The following is a 20,607-nucleotide window of genomic DNA, read 5'->3' as shown; positions in this document are numbered from 1 at the left end:
CAACCAGTGTTGCCAACTATTTTTAAGCTTTTTTAAGCATTATTTAAGCGTTTAAATCGGCAATACATTGGTGTGCTTGTTCACGGCTTAGTTTATCGACCGCCAAAATTGCTTGCAATGACCCAATCGGCTGTTTTTCGGCTTGCAATAGCACTTTTTCATTGATATCAGCAATATCGGTTAAACAGATGTCGCCATCCAAAAACGCTTGAACGGCTATCTCATTACTGGCATTCAAGGCGATACACGCATAGCTACCTTGTTGCATGGCTTGATAAGCCAACCCTAGGCATTTAAACTTTTCTAAATCAGGTCGGACAAAATTTAAATTACTTAACTTAAAAATGTCTAATCGTTCCACCCCACTGCTGATACGGTCAGGGTATGCCATAGCATGGGCAATGGGGGTACGCATATCGGGACTGCCAAGCTGCGCTAAAAAACTACCATCGTTGTATTCAACCATAGAATGCACGATGCTTTGGGGATGAATGACCACTTCAATCTCAGAGACGGGCATATCAAATAAAAAACTTGCTTCAATCAGCTCCAAGCCTTTATTCATCATGGTAGCACTATCTACCGATATTTTTTGCCCCATGGACCAGTTCGGGTGTTTGACAGCCTCTGCAACACTGGCGCGTTTCATATCGTCGAGTGTTTTGTGTAAAAAAGGCCCACCTGATGCCGTTAACCAAAGCTTTTTAATACCATGGTTATCGTCATGAATGGCATTGCGCTGTTGTTGTACCGCAGTAGGCAAACATTGAAAAATGGCATTGTGCTCGCTATCAATTGGCAGCAATTTGGCATTTGACTGCTTGACGGCTTTAATCATCAGCTCACCTGCCATCACTAACGCTTCTTTATTGGCGAGCAAAATCGTTTTACCCGCGTTAGCCGCTGCCAGTGTTGATGGCAACCCTGCAGCGCCGACGATAGCCGCAACCACCATATCCACTTCTGCTAGCGTGGCAAGCTCAACCAAACCTTGCTCACCAATCAAAATCTTGCAGTCCAGATTAGCCTCGCTGAGCATCTGCGCAAATGTTGTTTCCTTTTCTTTGGCAACACAAACATAGCTTGGCTTAAATTGCAGGCAAATGCTCAACAGTTTATCCAGCCGTGAAAACCCTGTCACCCCGACCACGTTATACAAATCAGGATGCTGACTGACGACCGATAGCGTACTATCGCCGATAGAGCCGGTTGCGCCCATGATAGCAATGTTTTTTTGCGGTATAGTGTGATTTGAAGATAGCATTACAATGACCTAGTAAGTTGCGGGCAGACGGCGGTTAAACCTATATTTGCATTTACAGCGCCAAATTGCCACTTTGGTAAGCATATTAACACGCGAGAAAATTTTTAAGCAGCAATCAACAAGCAGTTGCGCAAAAAAGATTGGATGAAACATAAGCTTGCATTGATTAGTGAATTAAACAAATTGATATTGGCTAGATGGGTATTGAGCAGATTAATATTAAGCAGGTGTGAAAATTTTTGAAAGCTAACCCAATGTAGCATTAAATTAATCCGTAAAATTTCATCGCCCAAAACCCCAACGCAAAAATTGGCACGGCTGAAAGCTGCGAGTCAATACGATCAAGAATGCCCCCATGCCCTGGCAACAATGCCCCGGCATCTTTGACGCCTGCATGGCGCTTTAGCATGCTCTCAAATAAATCACCGAACACGGACATGATGATAGTGAGCAACGATAACAGCAAAAACAATCCAATAGCCGTCATCGACCAATCGTTTAATAACCCAAAAGAGACGCCAATGACCACCAGCGTGCCTGTGGCAAGTCCGCCTAATAAGCCTTCCACACTTTTATTGGGTGAGACATGCGGGGACATTTTGCGTCTGCCAAGTTTTCGTCCGACAAAGTAAGCACCGCTATCCGCGCACCACACCAATACAAACACATATAGCAGCCACCAAGCTGAAAGTGTCCACAGATAATACATCGCAGTAATGGCGGATGACAGTATAATCATACCGATGATGTATAAATGCTTACCATACCAAGCTTGCGTATTGTTGGGATAATGGCGAATCCAGCCAATCGCTACTAACCAAATCAGCGCCGCAACCAGCCAAAAAAACACCCAAGCGGTTATACTACCTGTTAGCTTTGCTATCGCCAATAACACACTGACAATCGCTAACACCATAAGGCTATATATATAATCGATTGGTTTGGCAGGTTTGGTCGGCATTTGGGTGGTAGGCGGTACATAACTGTCGGGATTTTGTTCAAGTGACGGCATGAGCTTTGACCACTCAAAAGCCCCAAAACCTGCACCGACTAACAATAGCGGCAACATCAAAATAGGCTCGCGGGTAGCAAACATCGCAGCGCCAACAATCACTAACAAAATAATGGCGGTTCTAATGCGTTCCCACATGACAGTTCCTATTGATTAACTAAAAGCTCAAACCCAATACTTGCTCGCTGGTCTTACCAAATCGACGCTCACGACCCATGAAAATATCAATCATTTGGTCTAATTCAGCCGCCTTGAAATCTGGCCAAAGCGTTTCGGTAAAAAATAACTCAGCATACGCACATTGCCACAGTAGAAAGTTAGAAATGCGGTAATCACCCCCTGTACGGATTAACATATCAACCGCGGGTAAATCCGATAGCGACAGGTGGCGTGCAAAATCGTCTTGGGTAATGGCATCGGCAGTAAGTGCGCCTTCTTCCACTTGTTTGGCAACTTGGCGGCAGGCATTGACGATGTCCCATTGACCGCCGTAGCTAATAGCAATTACCAAACTCATCTTAGTAAAATGAGCAGTTTGCTCTTCTGCATCTTGCATAATCGCGCGTAAATGCGGCGTCAAGGCACCTCTATCACCGATAAAGCGTAAAGAAATTTGGTGCCGCAGCATCCTCGGTAATTGGTCATGGACGGTTTGCTCCAGTAGCTTCATTAATAGCGCCACTTCATTGGCTGGGCGCTGCCAATTTTCGCTAGAAAAAGCAAACACCGTCAACGCACGTATACCAATATCCATACAATGCTCAACCAAAGGGTCTAAATTATCTTTGCCGGCAATATGCCCGCCACCGGTTGGTAGCCCATGTGCTTTGGCATAGCGGTTATTGCCATCCATAATGATGGCAATATGTTGTGGCATTGCTGCCTTTGACTCAACCATGACCTACTTCTTATGAATTGGTTCTTTTATTGGATAAATAACGATTAAACGGCCATTAATTCTGCTTCTTTGCTAGAGAGCATTTTATCAATGTTATCAATGTATTTATCGGTCATTTTTTGGATGTCGTCATTGGCACGGCGTTCCTCATCTTCTGAGATTTGCTTGTCTTTTACCAAGGCTTTTAAGGCATTGTTGGCATCACGGCGGGCATTACGCACAGATACACGGCGCTCTTCGGCTTCATGACGTGCCAATTTTTGCATATCTTTACGGGTTTCTTCCGTCAATGCGGGTAGCGGTACCCGAATCACTTCTGCGCTCATTGGGTTAAGACCCAAATCTGATTCACGGATTGCTTTGTCCACTGCCTGCACCATGCTACGGTCAAAAGGCTGCACTAACAGGGTACGCGAGTCTTCAACATTGATGCTCGCCACTTGATTAAGTGGCATCTCAGAGCCATAGTAAGACACCATCACACCCTGTAAAATACCAGGATGGGCGCGCCCTGTACGTAATTTACTAAAGGCATTTTCCAAGGCTTCAATCGCCTTTTTCATTTTGTCTTCACCTTGTTTTTTAATATCGTTAATCATGTTGCATCCTTTTAAAACTCTGTATGTCAAATTTAGAAATTAGTAATTGATAACTTTGGTGCCTTCTGCCTCGCCCATCACCACATGAAGCAGCGCGTTGGGTTTTGCCATATCAAATACTTGCAGCGGTACGTTATGCTCACGCAGCAACGCAATCGCAGTCAAATCCATCACCCCCAATTTTTGATCCAGCACTTGGTCAAAGGTGAGTTCGTCGTATTTGACGGCATCGTCATGGTTATTTGGATCTTTGTTATACACGCCATCGACTTTGGTGGCTTTTAGGATTAAATTGGCTTCAATCTCGATGCCACGTAAACATGCTGCGGTATCCGTGGTAAAAAACGGATTGCCGGTACCTGCGACAAACACACACACTTCATTGTTTTTTAAATAGCGAATGGCATTGCGGCTGCTGTAGTTTTCAGTCACTTCACCAATTGGCAAGGCTGACATCAAACGGCATTTGATATTACGGCGCTCCAAGGCGTCACGCATCGCCAAGCCATTCATCACGGTCGCAAGCATACCCATTTGGTCGCCTGTGACACGACCCACCAAGCCTTGTTTTTGTAGCGCAGCGCCACGATACAAGTTGCCACCACCGACCACGATACCCACTTGCACACCCAATCCTACCAAGTGCGCAATCGCAAGACTCATGCTGTCTAATACGCCTGAATCAATCCCCATATCATTTTTGCCTGCCAGGGCCTCGCCAGAGAGTTTGAGCAAAATACGTTGGTAACGGGGAGCTTTATCAGACATGGTTGACCTCTTGTGGGCTGTTGGATAGCAAATAATGCAAATGGCGAAATTTTAACAAAATTAACGGTTTTTAGATAGTGTAAAGATAATTTCAACAGTCATTTTAATTTTTACCCTGCTCTTACCTTGACAATTCAATCGGCTTTAGCCATCAAACTATCAAGTCGCTATATTCAAGGTACTATATTAAAGCGTGGATTATTAAAGCGTGATTAATGCGTGGCTGAATGAGAAAACAGATTAATCACAATCACACCCAATACAATTAGGCTCATACCCGCGATGGCGGGTAAATCCAGTTTGTTACCCAAAATAAAGTACCCAATGATAGCGGTTAACACAATACCTACCCCTGACCAAATGGCATAAGCTATCCCCAGTGGTATGATTTTGATGACTTGTGAAAGAAGATAAAAAGCAATCCCAAAACAAATCATGGTGATGATAGTGGGCAAGGGTTTGCTAAACCCCTCTGATTTCGCCAAAAAAGTTGAACCAGTAACCTCACTAACAATCGCAATCGCTAAAAGACCATACGCTAACATTGATTGAGACATGACAATCCTTATCCTTATAACAGTTCACCGGTAAAACTGGCAAAAAGGTCATACTCATTGGCTTCATCAATGGTGACGGTTAAAAATTCACCGACTTTAACCGATGCATCAATATTATCTACATACACGTGACCGTCAATTTCTGGCGCATCGGCATAGCTACGGCAAATGGCGATATTTTCTTCTTCATCAATCTCATCCACCAACACTTTTAAGGTTTTACCGACTTTCTCAGCCAATTTTTCGGCACTGATTTGTTGCTGTAACGCCATCAGTCGTTCATAGCGTTGTTGTTTGATAGCTTCTGGCACAGGGTTCGGCAAATCGTTTGCCGCTGCGCCTTCTATTTCTGAATAGGTAAACGCCCCTACTCTGTCTAATCGCGCCTCTTTGAGCCAGTCAAGCAAATATTCAAAATCTTCTTCTGTCTCTCCAGGGAAACCCACCACGAAAGTGGAACGAATGACAATATCGGGGCAAATCGAGCGCCAAGTTTTGATGCGCTCCAGTACATTTTCGCTATGCGCGGGGCGTTTCATGGCTTTGAGCACATTGGGGCTGGCATGTTGGAATGGGATATCAAGGTATGGCAGTAGCTTGTCTTCACTCATCAGTTTCACCACAGCATCGACATGCGGGTAAGGATAGATGTAATGCAAACGCACCCAAATGCCCAGTCGATTCAGTGCCTCGCACATATCGTAAAATTTGGATTTGATGGGCATACCATTCCAAAAACTGGTTTTGTATTTAAGATCTACGCCATAGGCTGAGGTATCTTGCGAGATGATTAATAGCTCTTTGACGCCTGCGTTTTTGAGCGCAGCCGCTTCAGTCATGATACTGTCAATCGGGCGACTAACGAGGTCGCCACGAAAGCTTGGGATAATACAAAATGTACAGCGGTGGTTACAGCCTTCGGATATTTTGACATAAGCATAATGTTTTGGCGTAAGCTTAATGCCCGCATCATTGATTAGGTCGATTTTTGGGTCGTACGTTTTTGATGGTGCAGGTTTGGGCACATAATGCGACACGGCATTGACGACTTCTTCATAGGCATGTGCGCCAGTCACCGCAAGCACGGCTGGGTGCATGGTTTTGATTTTTTCGGCATCTTTGCCAAGGCAACCGGTGACAATCACCTTACCGTTTTTGGTAATCGCCTCACCAATGGCGTCAAGCGATTCTTGCACTGCAGATTCGATAAAGCCGCAAGTATTGACCACCACCAAATCTGCGCCATCATAGTCACTGGCGACTTGGTAGCCATCACGGCTAAGCTCGGTGATAATGCGTTCGCTATCCACCAAGGCTTTGGGGCAGCCAAGCGACACAAAACCAATCTTAGGCGCTTTTGTCGTTACTATACCTTGAGCCAGTTGGTGCGCCGTTTGGCTAGCGCTTTGACCTACAGTACGGTTTTCGTTATGATTGGCTTGGTGGTGATTGGCAGGTTTATTGGTAGCTTGGGGATTAAAAACTTGCGGTTGGCTTGGCATGACTTTCACTTTTGAAAAATTTAATCTGATTATTTTACTAAGTTTTGCCGTTTTTACCAAATCAACTTTTTAATTTTTCATCGAATCAAATTGCCCGTAGATATAAAAATCTCAGATGCTAAAAAAATCAATCTATTGTTCATAACCTATTGTTCGTAAAATCCCTATCAACTGTAGCACTCCCCATCATGACTATTCAATATGAACCATACCCTGAAAAAACACTATTGGTCATGATTTTAGTTGAAACAAATTTTAGAAAAATTATTTTAAATCAAAATCTTATAAAAAATCCGCCAAAGTTTGACGAATTTTTTTGTTAACCATTCAATTCATCCCACAATTTTTCTAGGCGTTTATCCGACACAGGCACGCGGGTTTTCATCGGCTGGGCAAACAGCTGAATCCGAAACTCCTCAACCAACCAACGATACGGCATAATTGTCTCATCATTACCCTTAACAGACAGCCTTTCCATGTGTTTATCGAGCTGATACACGGCATCAAGATCGGCATCCAAATTGTGCTCAAGCCTATCAAGACGCACCAACAACGCCTGCAAATAACGCGGATATTGCTGCCAATCTTGATAACTCATGCGGTACACAAAGTCCGACAAACTCAAATCATCGAGCTGGTCTTCGATATCTTCGATACTTTCTTCAAAAATATCACGGTCAAGTAGTAGCAGTTTTTGGCGAACTTGCTGCCACTGCTCATACACCGATTTTAGCTGGGCTAATACACTTTGCCCAACGCTCAAGAAATTGGCAAGCACCACGGCTTTGGCTTGGTTAAATTCATCCAACGTCAAAGGCAACTGATTGATGGCAATCACCAACTCTTTATCATGAATCCCTGCCGTGAATTTTTCATGGTCAAACGCTGCAACAAATTTTTCAAAAGTGGCATCAAGCGTGGCATGAATCAGTAAATCTTTGAGTCTGTCAAGCTCACCGAGTGGGGCAAAGGCAAGTTTAAAGTTTTTATCAATTTGGTTGGTAAGCTGTCGGGCTTTTGCTCCGAGCTCATTGCCGATTAAAGCAAGCAAGCCTTGACGGTGTTTGTTGAGTGCCACACTGACATCGGTAAATTGCTGAATAGACACAGCCTTTTTATCGGTATAGCTTGGCTGTCCATCAGCAACCAGTGCCGAAAACTGCTTGATCATCACGCCTGCACTGTGGCGGTTTTGCATAAAATTAAAATGCTCGGGAAACTCGCTATGTACGCCTTTACCACTGGCGACGGCTTGGCTTGTGGTGACTTGATGACGCATTTTTAATGCGTCAATATCTCGCCCTTTTTCAATCAGGCGGTTTTTGTCATCGACCAACGCAATTTGTGGCTGCAAATAGGTTTCAACCTCACTTGGGTTAAAGTCTTTTGGCTCTACAAGTTGGTTATTTGCTCCACGCACACCGCGCTGGTTTAAGGCTTGGCACAGTTGCCTTAGCAGTCCGCCATGATGGTTTTTTTCAAGCGTGTCAAAAATTTGTTTGGCGGTATCAGGCACGGGTACGATTTGACGGCGAATATCTTTTGGCAACGTCTTTAATAGCTGCAAAACCAGCTGATAGCGCCACCCTGCAATACCCCATAATAATTCAACCGCATCAACCTGTGGTAAGGCAACGAGTGGGACTTTAATGGTCACACCATCATCGTCGCTAGTCGGGTCAAAAATATACGACAGGGGTAGTTTTAAATTACCTAGTTGCCACGTTTCTGGGAAAGCTTGGGTAGCGGGTGCTTGTTCGTTCAGTACATCTTTATCACTAAAAAATAAAAACTGTGGGTCCGTTTTTTCTACTTCTTTTCGCCAATCTTCAAATACTTTGCGACTAGCGATATGCTCAGGCACTCGCTTGGCATAAAAGTCGTATAATTGCTCTTCATCAACCAGCAAGTCTCGACGTCTCAGCTTGTCTTCAATCAAGGAGACATCAGCGACTTTATCTATATTATGCTGCAAAAATGGCGGTAACTTGCCCTTTTTACCATCGCCTGTGGACGGGGCATTTAAATTGCCCAAGACCAAGGCATCTCGCAAAAAGATTTCTCGAGACTCGGTAAGGTTGACCCGCTCATAATTCATCAGTTGTTTGTGTACCACAATCAGACCAAACAGGCTGATTTGGGCGTATGCCTTGACATGCCCTGTTTTGGCTGACCAATGCGGCTCAAAATAATGGTATTTGAGCAAATCCCCTGCCATCGCCAAAATCCACTCTGGCTCGATTTTGGCAGCGGTACGCATAAACACCTGCGAGGTCTCAACCACCTCAAACGCCATTACCCATAGCGGATTTTGTTTAAACAAGGTACTGGCAGGAAAAATCTTGGCTTTGTGTTGACGCGCGGTGACATACTCGCCACGTTTGGCTTTGATTAGCTTGCCGCTTTTGTCGACGTCATTGACTTTTTGGGCAATAAACGACAGCAGACCCGTGAGCAATGCGCGGTGAATAGGCACATAACTGGCGGGCTCTTGGTTGATTGTTAATTTTAACCCATCCACCATTTGCAACAACTGGCTATGGGTTTGTTGCCATTCACGTAAACGCGGCGAGCTTAAAAAATGTTTTTTGGCAAAGCTTTTACGTTGGCTGTTGGTTAATTTGTCGTTTCCATACGGGCTTTGCGCGATTGGCGCGGCTTCATCATCTAGCGTTGCATTTTTTTGACGGTCAAGATCACTGCTTTTAAATCCATCGCTTTTAAATCCACCGCTTTTAAACAAGGCCCCATGAATTGCCTGCCAAAGACTGAGATAAAATAAAAAATCGCTGTCGGCTTGGCGAAATAATGCGTGTTTTTGGTCGGCTTGGGTTTGCTTATCGCTCGGGCGTTCTCGAGGGTCTTGCACTGACAAGCCCGATACAATTACCAATAGCTCTTTGAGACAACCGTATTGCTCACCTGCAATCAGCATACGTGCCAAACGAGGGTCAATAGGCATTTTTGCCATCATTTGACCGACTTTGGTAAGTTGATTGGGATGGCGTTTGGATTGACCTTTGCCCTTGCCCTTGTCACTGTCATTAGATGTGCTTAGGCTATTTTCAGTTTTTTTAGTGGCAATCGCACCCAATTCTTCTAATAGTTTACGCCCATCATTGACCAGTCGATTGTCGGGTGGCTGGATAAAGTCAAAGTTTTCTACCTCACCCAGACTCAAGTTTGCCATTTGCAAAATCACCGACGCCAAATTGGTACGCAGAATTTCAGGCTCGGTGAATTCGGGGCGGCTGGTAAAGTCTTCCTCTGAATATAAACGGATACACACACCCGCCGCGATACGACCACAGCGACCTTTGCGTTGATTGGCGGCAGCTTGGCTAATCGCTTCAATCGGCAGTCTTTGTACCCGCGAGCGATAGTCATAGCGTGACATCCGAGCAAATCCCAAATCAATGACGTAGCGGATATTGGGTACAGTCAAAGCGGTTTCGGCAACGTTAGTGGCGATGATAATGCGACGTCCGCCTGTCGGGTGAAAAATCTGCTGCTGCTCGGCAAAACTTTGACGGGCGAATAACGGCAAAATCTGGGTATGACGGGGGGCGTATTGATTTAAAATATCTGCCAAATCATGAATTTGCGCTTCTGTTGCCGCAAAAATCAAAATATCTGCTTGGTCAGCATGCCCTTTACTGGCAGCGTCTTGGTAGCACTCTTCCACCGCTGCGGTAATCGCTCGCGGCAAGTTATCTTCGACATCATCAAAGCTGTCATCATCCGAACCTGTGACAATCTCCTCCGTCAACGGACGGTAGCGCACTTCCACGGGATAACTGCGACCTTCAACCACAAATACAGGCGCGGGCGTCGCTTGTTTGGTTTTACTATCAACGCTAGAAAAATATTGGCTAAACCTTGCTGTGTCGAGGGTTGCCGATGTGATAATCACCTTTAAATCGGGGCGTTTTGGCAATAAACGCTTGAGATAACCCATGATAAAGTCAATGTTAAGACTGCGCTCGTGGGCTTCATCAATGATAATGGTATCATAGCGGCTCAAAAACTTGTCATGCGCCATTTCGGCAAGCAAAATACCGTCGGTCATCAGTTTGACAATGGAATCGGATGAGCCTTGCTCAGTAAAACGCACTTTAAAGCTGACTGTCTGTCCGAGTGTTTCTCTTAATTCTTCAGCAATACGATTTGCCACACTACGCGCCGCTAATCGTCTTGGCTGTGTGTGTCCGATTTGTCCTGTTACCCCTCGCCCTGCAAGCATGGCAATCTTAGGTAATTGGGTAGTTTTGCCCGAGCCTGTCTCCCCAGCCACGATGATGACTTGGTGGTCTTGGATGGCTTTGATGAGTCTATCGGCTTGTTGGCTGACAGGCAAATCTTCGTTGAGATGTATGGTTGGCAGACTGGCGATACGGCTTTGCACCCTGTCTTGCGAGTGTTTGAGTTGTTTTTGGTAACGGTCAAATCTTGACGTATAGTCTTCGCTTTCTTTGTCTTTGATTTGTTTTAACTGCTGGGCAAGGCGTGACAGATAATAGCTGTCTTTTGCCATGACCGGTAATTTCACACCATGGTGATTGTCTGTTTGAGGCTTGTCTGGTTGATAATCATTTAATGGTACAGCAGTCGATATAAGTTCTTTCATTCACTTAGGCTATTCTTATGGTAAACATTGCCTAGATAATGTGGTATGAATAAGCTAAAATCAAGCGTTATCCCTATTTTTAAGCTATCGGCTAATTATTTTTATGACAATTAATTTTTATGACATTTGTGTTTCACATGAAAGGAGAATTTATGAGTTTATTAAAAACGGTTGAAGTCATTCACAATCCCAACAATCTGCCTGTTGATAGAGCGGTGATTTGGCTACATGGACTGGGCGCAAATGGTCATGACTTTGAGCCAGTCGTCCCTGACTTGGGACTCGATAGCAAACATGGCATACGGTTTGTATTTCCTCACGCCCCCGCCATTCCTGTAACCATCAACCAAGGCTATGTGATGCCAGCTTGGTATGATATTTTGGAAATGTCGCTTGAGCGCAAAATCGACACCGCACAGATTGAACAATCCGCCCGCTCGATTAGAGAGTTAATCAAGCGTGAAGCCGAGCGCGGTGTATCGCCTGAGCGTATAGTGATTGCAGGATTTTCACAAGGTGGTGCGGTGGCGTATCAGACGGCACTCACCTATGACAAACCATTAGCCGGACTATTAACCCTGTCGACTTATTTAGCGACCAAAGACAGCCTAACTTTAAGTGATGCCAATAAAAATCTAAACATTGCCATTCATCATGGCACACAAGACCCTGTTGTCCCAGTACAGCTTGGGCAAGAAGCCAAAGCATGGCTTGAGTCAAAAGGTTATCAGCCGCAGTTTTACAGCTATCCGATGGCGCACCAAGTGTGTATGCCGCAACTCAAAATTATCGGTAAATGGCTAAATGATGTGTTGGCCTAACGATGTTTTAGCATAATTTTTTAGCCAAAAAAGAGCGTACCTGACTTAGGTACGCTCTTTTGACAATTAGCCATTCATCTTTGGTAATCGTTTGAGTAAGATAAATAACCAATAATTCACCAAACCCAATAAAACAAAATCCACCAACCACACAGTCATCAACCCCCAATGCGTTTGATAACCGTATTTTAGTGCAACCATACCACTGCCGCCCAAATATACAAAAGTGAGCATACTTAGCAGCAATAGCGCGTATGGGCTTTTGCCTTTCACGATATAAGGCGTTGATAATAGCGCGGGTATCAACCACAAAGCTTGCCAAGCAATCCCGCCGACCATAGCAGGCTTTGCACTTGCCAACCAATGCGTCAATAACGGTACTGCCAGCAATCGAAACCCCAGCCAAACCCACCAGACTATGGTTAAGCGGCGGTGGATGGGATATATGGGCTTGGGTGCAGATAGTGATTGTGGGTCTTGTTGTCTCATAACGCTTGTAGTGCCTTGGCAATTTTGGCTAGACGCTGACCTTGGGCGATGGCTAATGTTTTTTCGTCCGCGCTCATGATATGGTCATGCTTTGCGCCACTGACATGGCTTGCACCATACGGGCTGCCACCTTGGCTCGTGGTATTGAGCGCAGGCTCACTGTACGAAATCCCCACAATTACCATGCCATGATGCAGTAGCGGCGTCATCATGCTAGTTAATGTCGTCTCCTGCCCACCGTGCATGGTACCCGTACTGGTAAATACAGATGCCGGTTTGTTTTGCAAATCCCCCGCGAGCCAAATTGTGACGCTATTATCCCAAAAATACTTCATCGATGCTGCCATATTGCCAAAATGGGTGGGACTACCCAATGCCAGTCCCACACAGTTTTTTAAGTCATCCATGGTGGCGTACAGGTCACCTTCATCAGGAATACTTGGCGCAACTTTTTCAGTCTCGCTACTGACCTTGGGTACCGTGCGAATCCGAGCGGCTATGCCCGTGCCGCTGTCTTCAATACCTTGTGCGACCAGATACGCCAAATCTTTGGTAGAGCCATTTTGGCTGTAATACAAGACTAAAATATAAGGTTGACTCATGGTTTTTCTCACATCAATTTTGATAATTGTTACGTTAAACTATTTTGCATGGATGAATGTTAATGGATGAATTTTGATGGCAGGATCAAGGCAATCTACTAGCCAGATTGACAATTGCAAAACACCAAAACTGTTCACAGTAATTCAATAAACAATTTTTTTGAATATGATACCATACTGCCATACAATCACTGCCTTTTTCGCCGATTTGATGGTCAAACTTTGAAATTTTTTATCAATAAGAACTATTATGAATGAACTCATTGCCAAACTAAAAAAATTATCCATTTTTAAACATAAATGGGTGCAGTTTTTGATGTATCTTATCAAAAATTTTATCGATGATAATTGTAGCCAAAAAGCTGCGTTATTGACTTATACCACGCTGCTGTCTATTGTGCCGATTTTAACCTTGTTGGTGGTGATTCTCTCCACCATCCCGCAGTTAGCAGAAGCGCGTGAGCAGATTCAAAACTTGATATTTAGCAATATTTTGCCCAGTACCGGATTACAGGTCACCAAGTATCTCAACCAATTTACCAGTAATTCATCGAATCTAACCATTATCGGTGTGGGTATTCTGTTTTTTACCACCATTTCCACTTTAATGACGATTGAAACCGCGTTTAACCAAATTTGGCGGGTTGAAAAAAAAGAGACCAGCTGGCTCAATCTTGTGCGTTATTGGGTGATTATTACCCTGTTGCCTATTGTGCTTGCCATCGTCATGATTATTTCAAGCACTGTGCAAAGTCTGAGTTTTTTAAATCAAAAGATTGGTGGTTATGGGATTGACTGGGCGATTTGGGTACAAATCGGCTCCATTGCAATTATGCTGATGGGTCTGGTGGCCATGTATTGGTTTGTACCACGCTGCCAAGTACGTTTTAAACATGCGTTGGTTGCCGGTGTTGTGGTTGGGATTATCTTTGAAATCTTAAAACTCACCTTTGGCGCAATTGTCGATAACTTTACCAGTTATAAAGCGGTGTATGGGGCGTTTGCGATTTTGCCGTTGTTCTTACTCTGGATTTATATTTCTTGGAATATTATTCTGCTTGGGGTGCAAATCAGCTACTGTTTGACCATTTTTGAGACCAAAGAAATCTTTCCCCGTCATGCCTTGTTTAGCTTGATGGATATGTTAAACGTGTTATACCGTGAGCATAAAAAAGGCAATGTCGTCACCGAAGCCGGTCTGCGTGATGTGCTAGGTCGCCAAGAGATGCCAAATTGGTACACTTATATTAGCTTTTTACAAGATAACAATCTCATCACCACCAGTGACAAAGATGAATATGTGCTTAAACGCTCGCTCGATGATTATAGTTTTTGGGATTTTTATCAAAATATGCCTTATCCTTTGCCGCATGAAAAGGATTTGCGAAAACTTAAAAATAACGCGCCTTGGACTGTGCAATGGATTAATACCTTAGCGCGTGGTGAAGCCATGCTCAAATATAATTTTGATGTGTCGATGGCAAGTATTTTTGACAGTATCGCACCGCGTCAGGCTCCAAATGCCGAAGACATCGAGCCAGATAAGGGAAAAAAAGATAAAGGTAAAGGCAACAAACTAGCCGGTCAACGTGAAGGCTCAGGTCTATCAGGCGGTCAAGTCAGTGACGTGGTCAATGAGGATAAACGCATCAAAGAAACCGACGCCGAGCAAGCGACTGGCTTTGATGGTACGCTTGATTTTAAAGGTCAAGGTAGCTTATCGAGTCAACCGCGTGATTTTAATGCCTTAAATAACGAAGAGTTATCGGATGAATTATCACATGAATCATCAGTTGCTAAGCAAAGTCATGATAATCAGACACACTTGTCAAATGATAAGGGGTTAGATGACAAACATCCACTAAAAACGCTTGAAGAAAGTAATAGTGAATACGACAGCCATAGCGAAAACAAAGCGACTCCCTCATCCACACAAAATAGCAATGCCACAGACGAGCATAAATTTGCGATTGATAATTATTTAAATGCCAATAATTTTGACAATATGCGTTGGGATATCAGTAATTTAGATGACACGAGTTTTAGCAATGAAATTACTACCACCCAAACAGTCGAGTCAAAAATCCTAACGGATGATGACAAAGCGAAAGGTGATAATACAGCGGTAATGGCTAAAATTCGTCAGATTGTACCGGCTATCGTACTCGATAGCCCGTACAATCCTTTTAATTTTATCAAATCAAAAATTGCAGCCAATGCAAACAAAAAATCCCCGCGTATCATTACCGAAAAAGATAAACCAGATAGCTAGACCAGACAACTAGAACAGACAGCTAGTTTGGCGAGTAAAAAAGGGCAGATTCTGCCCTTTTTTACTCGCTTTTTTTATCGATAGCTTAAGCCTGTGTCATCTTTTTACCCAATAACCCTTTGGCGCGCATATTGCGATAGACCACCACAACAATGACGATATTCACTAGCAGTATCAAAAAGTTAAGCCAATTGAACCGATGGCTAAATAACTCATAAACCTCAAGCGGCAAAAACACGCCATAGCCCAAAACACTATACCAATACGCCCATATCTTATCTCGATAAAGACCGTAGGTTTCCACAAAACGCAGCAGCGCATAGCCCACGACTATCCAACAGGCTTTTTGCCAATTTTGGTTAGCGAACCAAGCATAGTGATTCAGCGCTTCTATTTGGTGATGCAGTGCCATACTCATGATACGATGCAGCGCCTGTGAAACCACCCGCGCAATCCATTGCAATTTATCATGCCCTACAAAAATAATAGCCGCCACCCCTAGCGCTATCAATCCTTTTACAAGCTCATAGATAGCGACCATAATGATGGCGTTCTTGGCATGATGGCTATTAGGCACTGTCGGGGCTATCTGCTTAAACGCCTTTGGCATGATTCATTACCGTATCCAATCTTGAAACAAACTTAAAACAAGCTTCAAACAAGCCTAAAAATAGACTTGCTCGACTTTCCCTGTCAGTTCGCTATTGATAAATGGCGTATTTTTGCCTTGCGATATCATCGATTCTTTTGTCACGGTCCAAGTCAGATTGGGGTCAACTAGCACCGCCCCACCCGTTTGATGATAGCTAGCTTCAATGCCAGCGATTTTGGCAGGGTTGAGTGCAATTTTTTCTACTAGCTGCGCTGGGGTCAAAATACCCTCTTTGACCAATTGACAAGCGAGCCCCATAAAAGTATCAAAATTGCTAATACCGGGTTTACACTCCGCAAATGGCGCTTGTTTAGCGGTTTTTGCCAATGGCTCATGGTGGCTACAAATCGCATCGATAGTACCATCTTGCAAGCCTTCTTGCAGCGCTTTTTTATCCGTATTGGAACGCAGGGGCGGCAACACATACGCCAAAGCATTAAAACCAATCAGGGCATCATCGGTTAAATGTAACTGGTGCATCGCCACATCACAGGTCACCGGCAAGCCCCTTTGTTTCGCCCAGCGAATCAAATCAATCGATGATTTGGTGGTCAGCTGACCAAAATGTGCCGATACGCCTGTTTCTTCGACAATCAAAAGCTGCTTGGATAACGCCACCGTTTCAGCAATCCAAGGAATCCCTGCCAAGCCATGATAAGATGCGATATAGCCATCATGGGCGACACCGTTTTTGGATAGACTGGGTTCATCAGGGTAAAAAAATACTTTGATGTCATAAGTCGCCGCATAATCCAGTGCTTGCAGTAGTACGTCATCATTGGCGAATTTGCGGCGAGCATTGCTGACCCCAATGATGCCACCTTGCTTCAGCCCAAGCATATTGGCGGGTTTTTCACCTTCAAGACCTGCGGTCATCGCCCCCAATATATGCAGATAGATGCCGCCATCTTGATAAGCCCGCTCTCGCAAGCCTGCCAGTAATGAGCCGTTTTCAAGCACGGGATTGGTATCAGGTGGTATAACGACATGCAAAAAACCGTTTTTTCGAGCCGCGGCGCCTTCTGATTTTAGTGTGCCATGCGACTGGTGCCCAGGTTCACGCAAACGCGCACATAAATCCACCAGCGGCGGTAATAGCCATTTGCCATGGCTGTCGATAGGGTTAAGCTGCGTGGTATCAAATTGCCAGTTGGCAGGTAAAAGATTTTGAAGCGTCATGGTTTTGCCTACTTTGGTTTTGCCTACTTTGTCATTTTTTTCGCTAAATTTAAGATGCGCTGCGTGCGGCACGTTGCCCTTGCATAGCCAGTGCCAACACCGCCATACGTACCGCAATGCCGTTATTGACTTGTTTTAAAATCACCGATTGCTCACCATCGGCAACAGCTGATGAGATTTCAACGCCGCGATTCATCGGTCCTGGGTGCATGACAAGCGCGTCAGGTTTGGCAAGGGCAAGGCGTTCGGTGGTAATGCCATACGCTTTAAAATATTCGGATGTCGATGGCAACAGCGGCGAGCCAATACGCTCATTTTGAATACGTAGACCAATGATGACATCACAGTCAACCACTGCCGAGTCTAAATCGTTATAGACACTGACACCATACCGCTCAATGCCTTTTGGTAATAATGTCTTGGGCGCCACGACGCGAATTTCTTTAACCCCCAAGGTTTTGAGCGCTGCAATGTCCGAACGGGCAACGCGGCTATGCTTGATATCGCCGATAATCGCTACCGTTAATTCCTCAAACGGTCTTGGCGCTTCACGATAAATCGTGAGCATATCGAGCATCGCTTGGGTCGGATGCGCGTGCCAGCCGTCACCACCGTTGATGATGGCAATGTTTGGGGTGACTTCGGTTGCCATAAAATGCGCAGCCCCACTCGATGAATGACGCACCACAAAAATATCCGCTGTCATGGCTTCAAGATTCCACAGCGTATCTCGTAAGCTTTCGCCTTTTTGGGTGCTGGATTTGGCAATATCGATACTGATGACACTGGCGCCAAGACGTTTGGCAGCCACATCAAAGGTAGTTCGAGTACGGGTAGAATTTTCAAAGAACAAATTCATCACCGTACAGCCTTCAAGCTCATCACTGTTACGGATGCTGTTGGGGCGACCGGCATTATCAGTTAAGTAACCATTGGCTTTTTCGATGATGGCCATCAGCTGGGCTTTGGATAATCCTTCTACGCCGATAAAATGCCGCAAATCACCTGCTTCGTTCATTTCTGGCTTTGCCATCGCTTGATCAAGCTTGCTCTGTAGCGCTTCGTTGGATAAAGTTTGGGTGTTTAAAATATTCATCAGCCACCTAGATTTGTTGTTATTTGTATAAATTTTGCCTATTTTACCGTAAATCGGCTGGAATAAATACGCCAATATTTTGCGATTATCGCTGATAAGACGGCTCAAAAAGTGCTACAATTTGCGGCAAATTGTCTATATTTTTTTTAATTCATGAGGTCTAAATTCACCTTGCTTAATCGTATATGATTGGCTTAGGTTGTTAATTTATAATTTTATAATAAGGTCTACTTATGTCAAATCTTGAAACTTATCTTGCCGCGCAAAACGCCCAACCTGCCGTTGCCGACATCATTACCACCATTACCAAAGTCGGCATTCAAATCAGCGACTTGCTCAAACGCGGCGCGCTCGCGGATATTTTGGGCGAAGCGGGTAACCAAAATGTGCAGGGCGAAGAGCAAAAAAAGCTCGATGTCATTGCCAATGATTTGTTGCTAGACGCTTTGAGCAGCAATCCGCATTGCGCGGGTGTGGCTTCTGAAGAATTAGATAACGCCACCCCTGCCAATCAAGATGGCGACGTGTTGGTACTGTTTGACCCACTTGATGGCTCATCTAATATCGATATTAATATGGCAGTCGGTACAATTTTCTCGATTTTACCCTACAACAACCAAGGTCATCCTGCGACGGATGAGGACTTTTTGCAAAAAGGAACTGCGCAGTTGGCATCGGGTTATATTTTGTATGGCACCTCAACTGTGATGTCAATCACGCTTGGCAAGGGTGTGGCCATGTTTAGTCTTGACCCCGATACCAAAGCGTTTGTGCAAATCAAAGACCAAGTGCAAATTAGCCCAGATACCAAAGAGTATGCGATTAATGCCTCTAACTATCGCTATTGGTTGCCACCGATGCAGCGTTATATTGACGAGTTTACGGCGGGTAAAACTGGCGTGCGCGGTAAAGACTTTAATATGCGCTGGGTGGCGGCGATGGTGGGCGATATTCACCGTATTTTGTGCCGTGGGGGGATTTTTAGCTATCCGTTTGACACCAAACACCCTGATAAACCGGGTAAACTGCGTCTGATGTATGAAGCCAATCCGATGAGCTTGCTGATTGAGCAAGCGGGTGGTATGAGTACCGATGCTATCAATCGTATTTTGGATATCGAGCCGACCAGTATCCACCAACGGGTGCCTGTGGTACTGGGGGCAAAAAACGAAGTGACCTACGTCAAAAAGCTGCATGAAGAAGTCAAATAATGCTCATCACTTCAAAAGACAACCCAACCATTAAAACTGCCCATGCCCTTCTCACTGCGTCGCGCCAGCGTAAAAAACTGGGGAAAACCGTGATTGAAGGCACGCATTTGCTTGAAGCGTACCTCAACGCCAATCTCACGCCCGAAACCGTGATTGTCAGTGAAAGCGGTTTGCACAATGACGAAATCAATGCCTTATTAAACCGACTTGAAAATGTTAAAACGTTAACGATTAGCGATAATCTTTATAAAGAGATTCGCACGCTGGGCGAGAGCCTGCCCATCATGGCGATGATTGATATGCCGCATTTAGACTTTAATCAGCCCATTACCAGCGATTGCTTAATCATCAATGGTGTCCAAGACAATGGCAATTTGGGTACACTATTTCGCACCGCATCCGCCGTGGGAATTAAAACCATTGTCTGTACGATGGGCACCGCATCGGCGTGGTCGCCCAAAACCTTGCGAGCGGGCATGGGGGCAAATTTTAGTTTAACGATTTATGAAGGCATCAGCGTAGATGAGATTTTGATGAAGGTCAAAGTGCCGATGTTTGCCACGAGCTCACATACCGATCATATTATTTATCAGACCGATTTGAGACAACCGCTAGCCTTGATTATGGGGCATGAAGGACAAGGCGTCGATGAGAGGTTACTTAGTCAATCTGCCCCGATTGCCCTACCACAGCCCAATGGTCAAGAAAGCTTAAACGTGGCGATAGCAGGGTCACTGTGTCTGTATGAAATGTTACGGCAAAGACGCTACGCATGATTGCCATACACGATTGCCATCAATGCCATCAGTGAATGAGTGTGACATAAATCACTAGACAGCCTGTGTTTAGTCTTTTTTGTCGTCACTATCGCTTGGTATTAGCCGCCTGGTATTACCGCTTTAGCGACAGCTACCGTGCCTTTGACCACCCCTTTGGTGGTCTTATAGGCAACTTTGACAGGAACAGTGACAATTTTATGCACACACCCTTGTAATATAACAGCGGTGGTCAGCACAAAAAGCAGGGTGGTTAGTTTTTTCATTCGTTACCTTTAATTG

Annotated in this window: 18 protein-coding genes; 4 read left to right on the top strand and 14 right to left on the bottom strand. The window is 44.7% G+C overall.

Going from position 1 to position 20,607, the window contains the following annotated elements:
* Nucleotides 1–43: 43 nt before the first annotated feature.
* The 8 genes from ispC to hrpA all read right to left on the bottom strand — a co-directional run bounded on the left by ispC (nucleotide 44) and on the right by hrpA (nucleotide 11,134).
* Entirely contained in the window at nucleotides 44–1,264 is a 1,221-nt protein-coding gene (gene ispC, locus RTS09_RS01070) for a 1-deoxy-D-xylulose-5-phosphate reductoisomerase (protein ID WP_312533449.1), read from the bottom strand.
* A gap of 262 nt (nucleotides 1,265–1,526) precedes the next feature.
* Complete coding sequence (locus tag RTS09_RS01065) at nucleotides 1,527–2,414, bottom strand: phosphatidate cytidylyltransferase (protein WP_312533446.1); 888 nt, start codon at nucleotides 2,412–2,414, stop codon at nucleotides 1,527–1,529.
* Between the two features lie 19 nt (nucleotides 2,415–2,433).
* A complete protein-coding gene (uppS, locus tag RTS09_RS01060; protein ID WP_312533443.1) occupies nucleotides 2,434–3,174 on the bottom strand; it encodes a polyprenyl diphosphate synthase in 741 nt (246 codons plus the stop codon).
* 44 nt (nucleotides 3,175–3,218) lie between these two features.
* Nucleotides 3,219–3,773: a ribosome recycling factor gene (gene frr / locus RTS09_RS01055; protein WP_050324341.1), complete on the bottom strand. Its 555-nt coding sequence runs from the start codon at nucleotides 3,771–3,773 to the stop codon at nucleotides 3,219–3,221.
* 39 nt (nucleotides 3,774–3,812) lie between these two features.
* Nucleotides 3,813–4,541 carry a UMP kinase gene (pyrH, locus tag RTS09_RS01050; RefSeq protein WP_312533440.1) on the bottom strand — a complete coding sequence of 243 codons (729 nt, stop codon included), beginning with the start codon at nucleotides 4,539–4,541 and terminating at the stop codon, nucleotides 3,813–3,815.
* A 212-nt stretch (nucleotides 4,542–4,753) separates the two neighbouring features.
* The gene (locus RTS09_RS01045; protein WP_060995106.1) at nucleotides 4,754–5,098 is read right to left on the bottom strand and encodes a DMT family transporter; all 345 of its coding nucleotides are present in this window, start codon (nucleotides 5,096–5,098) and stop codon (nucleotides 4,754–4,756) included.
* Between the two features lie 14 nt (nucleotides 5,099–5,112).
* Entirely contained in the window at nucleotides 5,113–6,600 is a 1,488-nt protein-coding gene (gene rimO, locus RTS09_RS01040; RefSeq protein ID WP_312533437.1) for a 30S ribosomal protein S12 methylthiotransferase RimO, read from the bottom strand.
* Between the two features lie 319 nt (nucleotides 6,601–6,919).
* A complete protein-coding gene (gene hrpA, locus RTS09_RS01035; RefSeq protein WP_312533913.1) occupies nucleotides 6,920–11,134 on the bottom strand; it encodes an ATP-dependent RNA helicase HrpA in 4,215 nt (1,404 codons plus the stop codon).
* Nucleotides 11,135–11,379: 245 nt separating this feature from the next.
* On the opposite strand from hrpA, the gene RTS09_RS01030 reads away from it, so the two are divergent.
* Complete coding sequence (locus tag RTS09_RS01030; RefSeq protein ID WP_312533434.1) at nucleotides 11,380–12,048, top strand: alpha/beta hydrolase; 669 nt, start codon at nucleotides 11,380–11,382, stop codon at nucleotides 12,046–12,048.
* Between the two features lie 66 nt (nucleotides 12,049–12,114).
* Here RTS09_RS01030 and RTS09_RS01025 read toward each other — a convergent pair whose 3' ends face one another.
* A complete protein-coding gene (locus RTS09_RS01025; protein ID WP_076775980.1) occupies nucleotides 12,115–12,537 on the bottom strand; it encodes a hypothetical protein in 423 nt (140 codons plus the stop codon).
* A complete protein-coding gene (gene wrbA, locus RTS09_RS01020; protein ID WP_076775979.1) occupies nucleotides 12,534–13,139 on the bottom strand; it encodes an NAD(P)H:quinone oxidoreductase in 606 nt (201 codons plus the stop codon). Before wrbA ends, RTS09_RS01025 begins: the two co-directional genes overlap by 4 nt.
* A 250-nt stretch (nucleotides 13,140–13,389) precedes the next feature.
* Here wrbA and RTS09_RS01015 point away from each other — a divergent pair, with 250 nt between their 5' ends.
* Nucleotides 13,390–15,411 (top strand): YihY/virulence factor BrkB family protein, encoded by a 2,022-nt coding sequence (locus tag RTS09_RS01015; protein ID WP_312533431.1) that lies wholly within the window; start codon nucleotides 13,390–13,392, stop codon nucleotides 15,409–15,411.
* A gap of 85 nt (nucleotides 15,412–15,496) precedes the next feature.
* Here RTS09_RS01015 and RTS09_RS01010 read toward each other — a convergent pair whose 3' ends face one another.
* The 3 genes from RTS09_RS01010 to RTS09_RS01000 are packed head-to-tail and all read right to left on the bottom strand — an operon-like array spanning nucleotide 15,497 to nucleotide 18,275.
* Entirely contained in the window at nucleotides 15,497–16,021 is a 525-nt protein-coding gene (locus tag RTS09_RS01010; protein ID WP_312533429.1) for a DUF2127 domain-containing protein, read from the bottom strand.
* Nucleotides 16,022–16,075: 54 nt separating this feature from the next.
* Nucleotides 16,076–17,242: a dihydroorotase gene (locus tag RTS09_RS01005; RefSeq protein WP_312533426.1), complete on the bottom strand. Its 1,167-nt coding sequence runs from the start codon at nucleotides 17,240–17,242 to the stop codon at nucleotides 16,076–16,078.
* Between the two features lie 49 nt (nucleotides 17,243–17,291).
* Entirely contained in the window at nucleotides 17,292–18,275 is a 984-nt protein-coding gene (locus RTS09_RS01000; protein ID WP_409418365.1) for an aspartate carbamoyltransferase catalytic subunit, read from the bottom strand.
* Between the two features lie 296 nt (nucleotides 18,276–18,571).
* On the opposite strand from RTS09_RS01000, the gene RTS09_RS00995 reads away from it, so the two are divergent.
* Both RTS09_RS00995 and RTS09_RS00990 read left to right on the top strand, forming a co-directional pair.
* Nucleotides 18,572–19,549, top strand: a complete 978-nt coding sequence (locus RTS09_RS00995) for a class 1 fructose-bisphosphatase (RefSeq protein ID WP_312533421.1) — start codon at nucleotides 18,572–18,574, stop codon at nucleotides 19,547–19,549.
* Nucleotides 19,549–20,325 carry a TrmH family RNA methyltransferase gene (locus RTS09_RS00990; protein ID WP_065252557.1) on the top strand — a complete coding sequence of 259 codons (777 nt, stop codon included), beginning with the start codon at nucleotides 19,549–19,551 and terminating at the stop codon, nucleotides 20,323–20,325. The genes RTS09_RS00995 and RTS09_RS00990 overlap by 1 nt, the downstream gene beginning before the upstream one ends.
* Nucleotides 20,326–20,426: 101 nt before the next feature.
* Here RTS09_RS00990 and RTS09_RS00985 read toward each other — a convergent pair whose 3' ends face one another.
* A complete protein-coding gene (locus RTS09_RS00985) occupies nucleotides 20,427–20,591 on the bottom strand; it encodes an NF038104 family lipoprotein (RefSeq protein WP_172823558.1) in 165 nt (54 codons plus the stop codon).
* Nucleotides 20,592–20,607 lie beyond the last annotated feature (16 nt).

The organism is Moraxella sp. CTOTU47618, from assembly GCF_032017425.1.
Lineage (GTDB): Bacteria > Pseudomonadota > Gammaproteobacteria > Pseudomonadales > Moraxellaceae > Faucicola > Faucicola tetraodonis.
The sequence above is the reverse complement of the archived record's forward strand: the minus strand, read 5'-3'. Positions and strand labels throughout refer to the sequence as shown.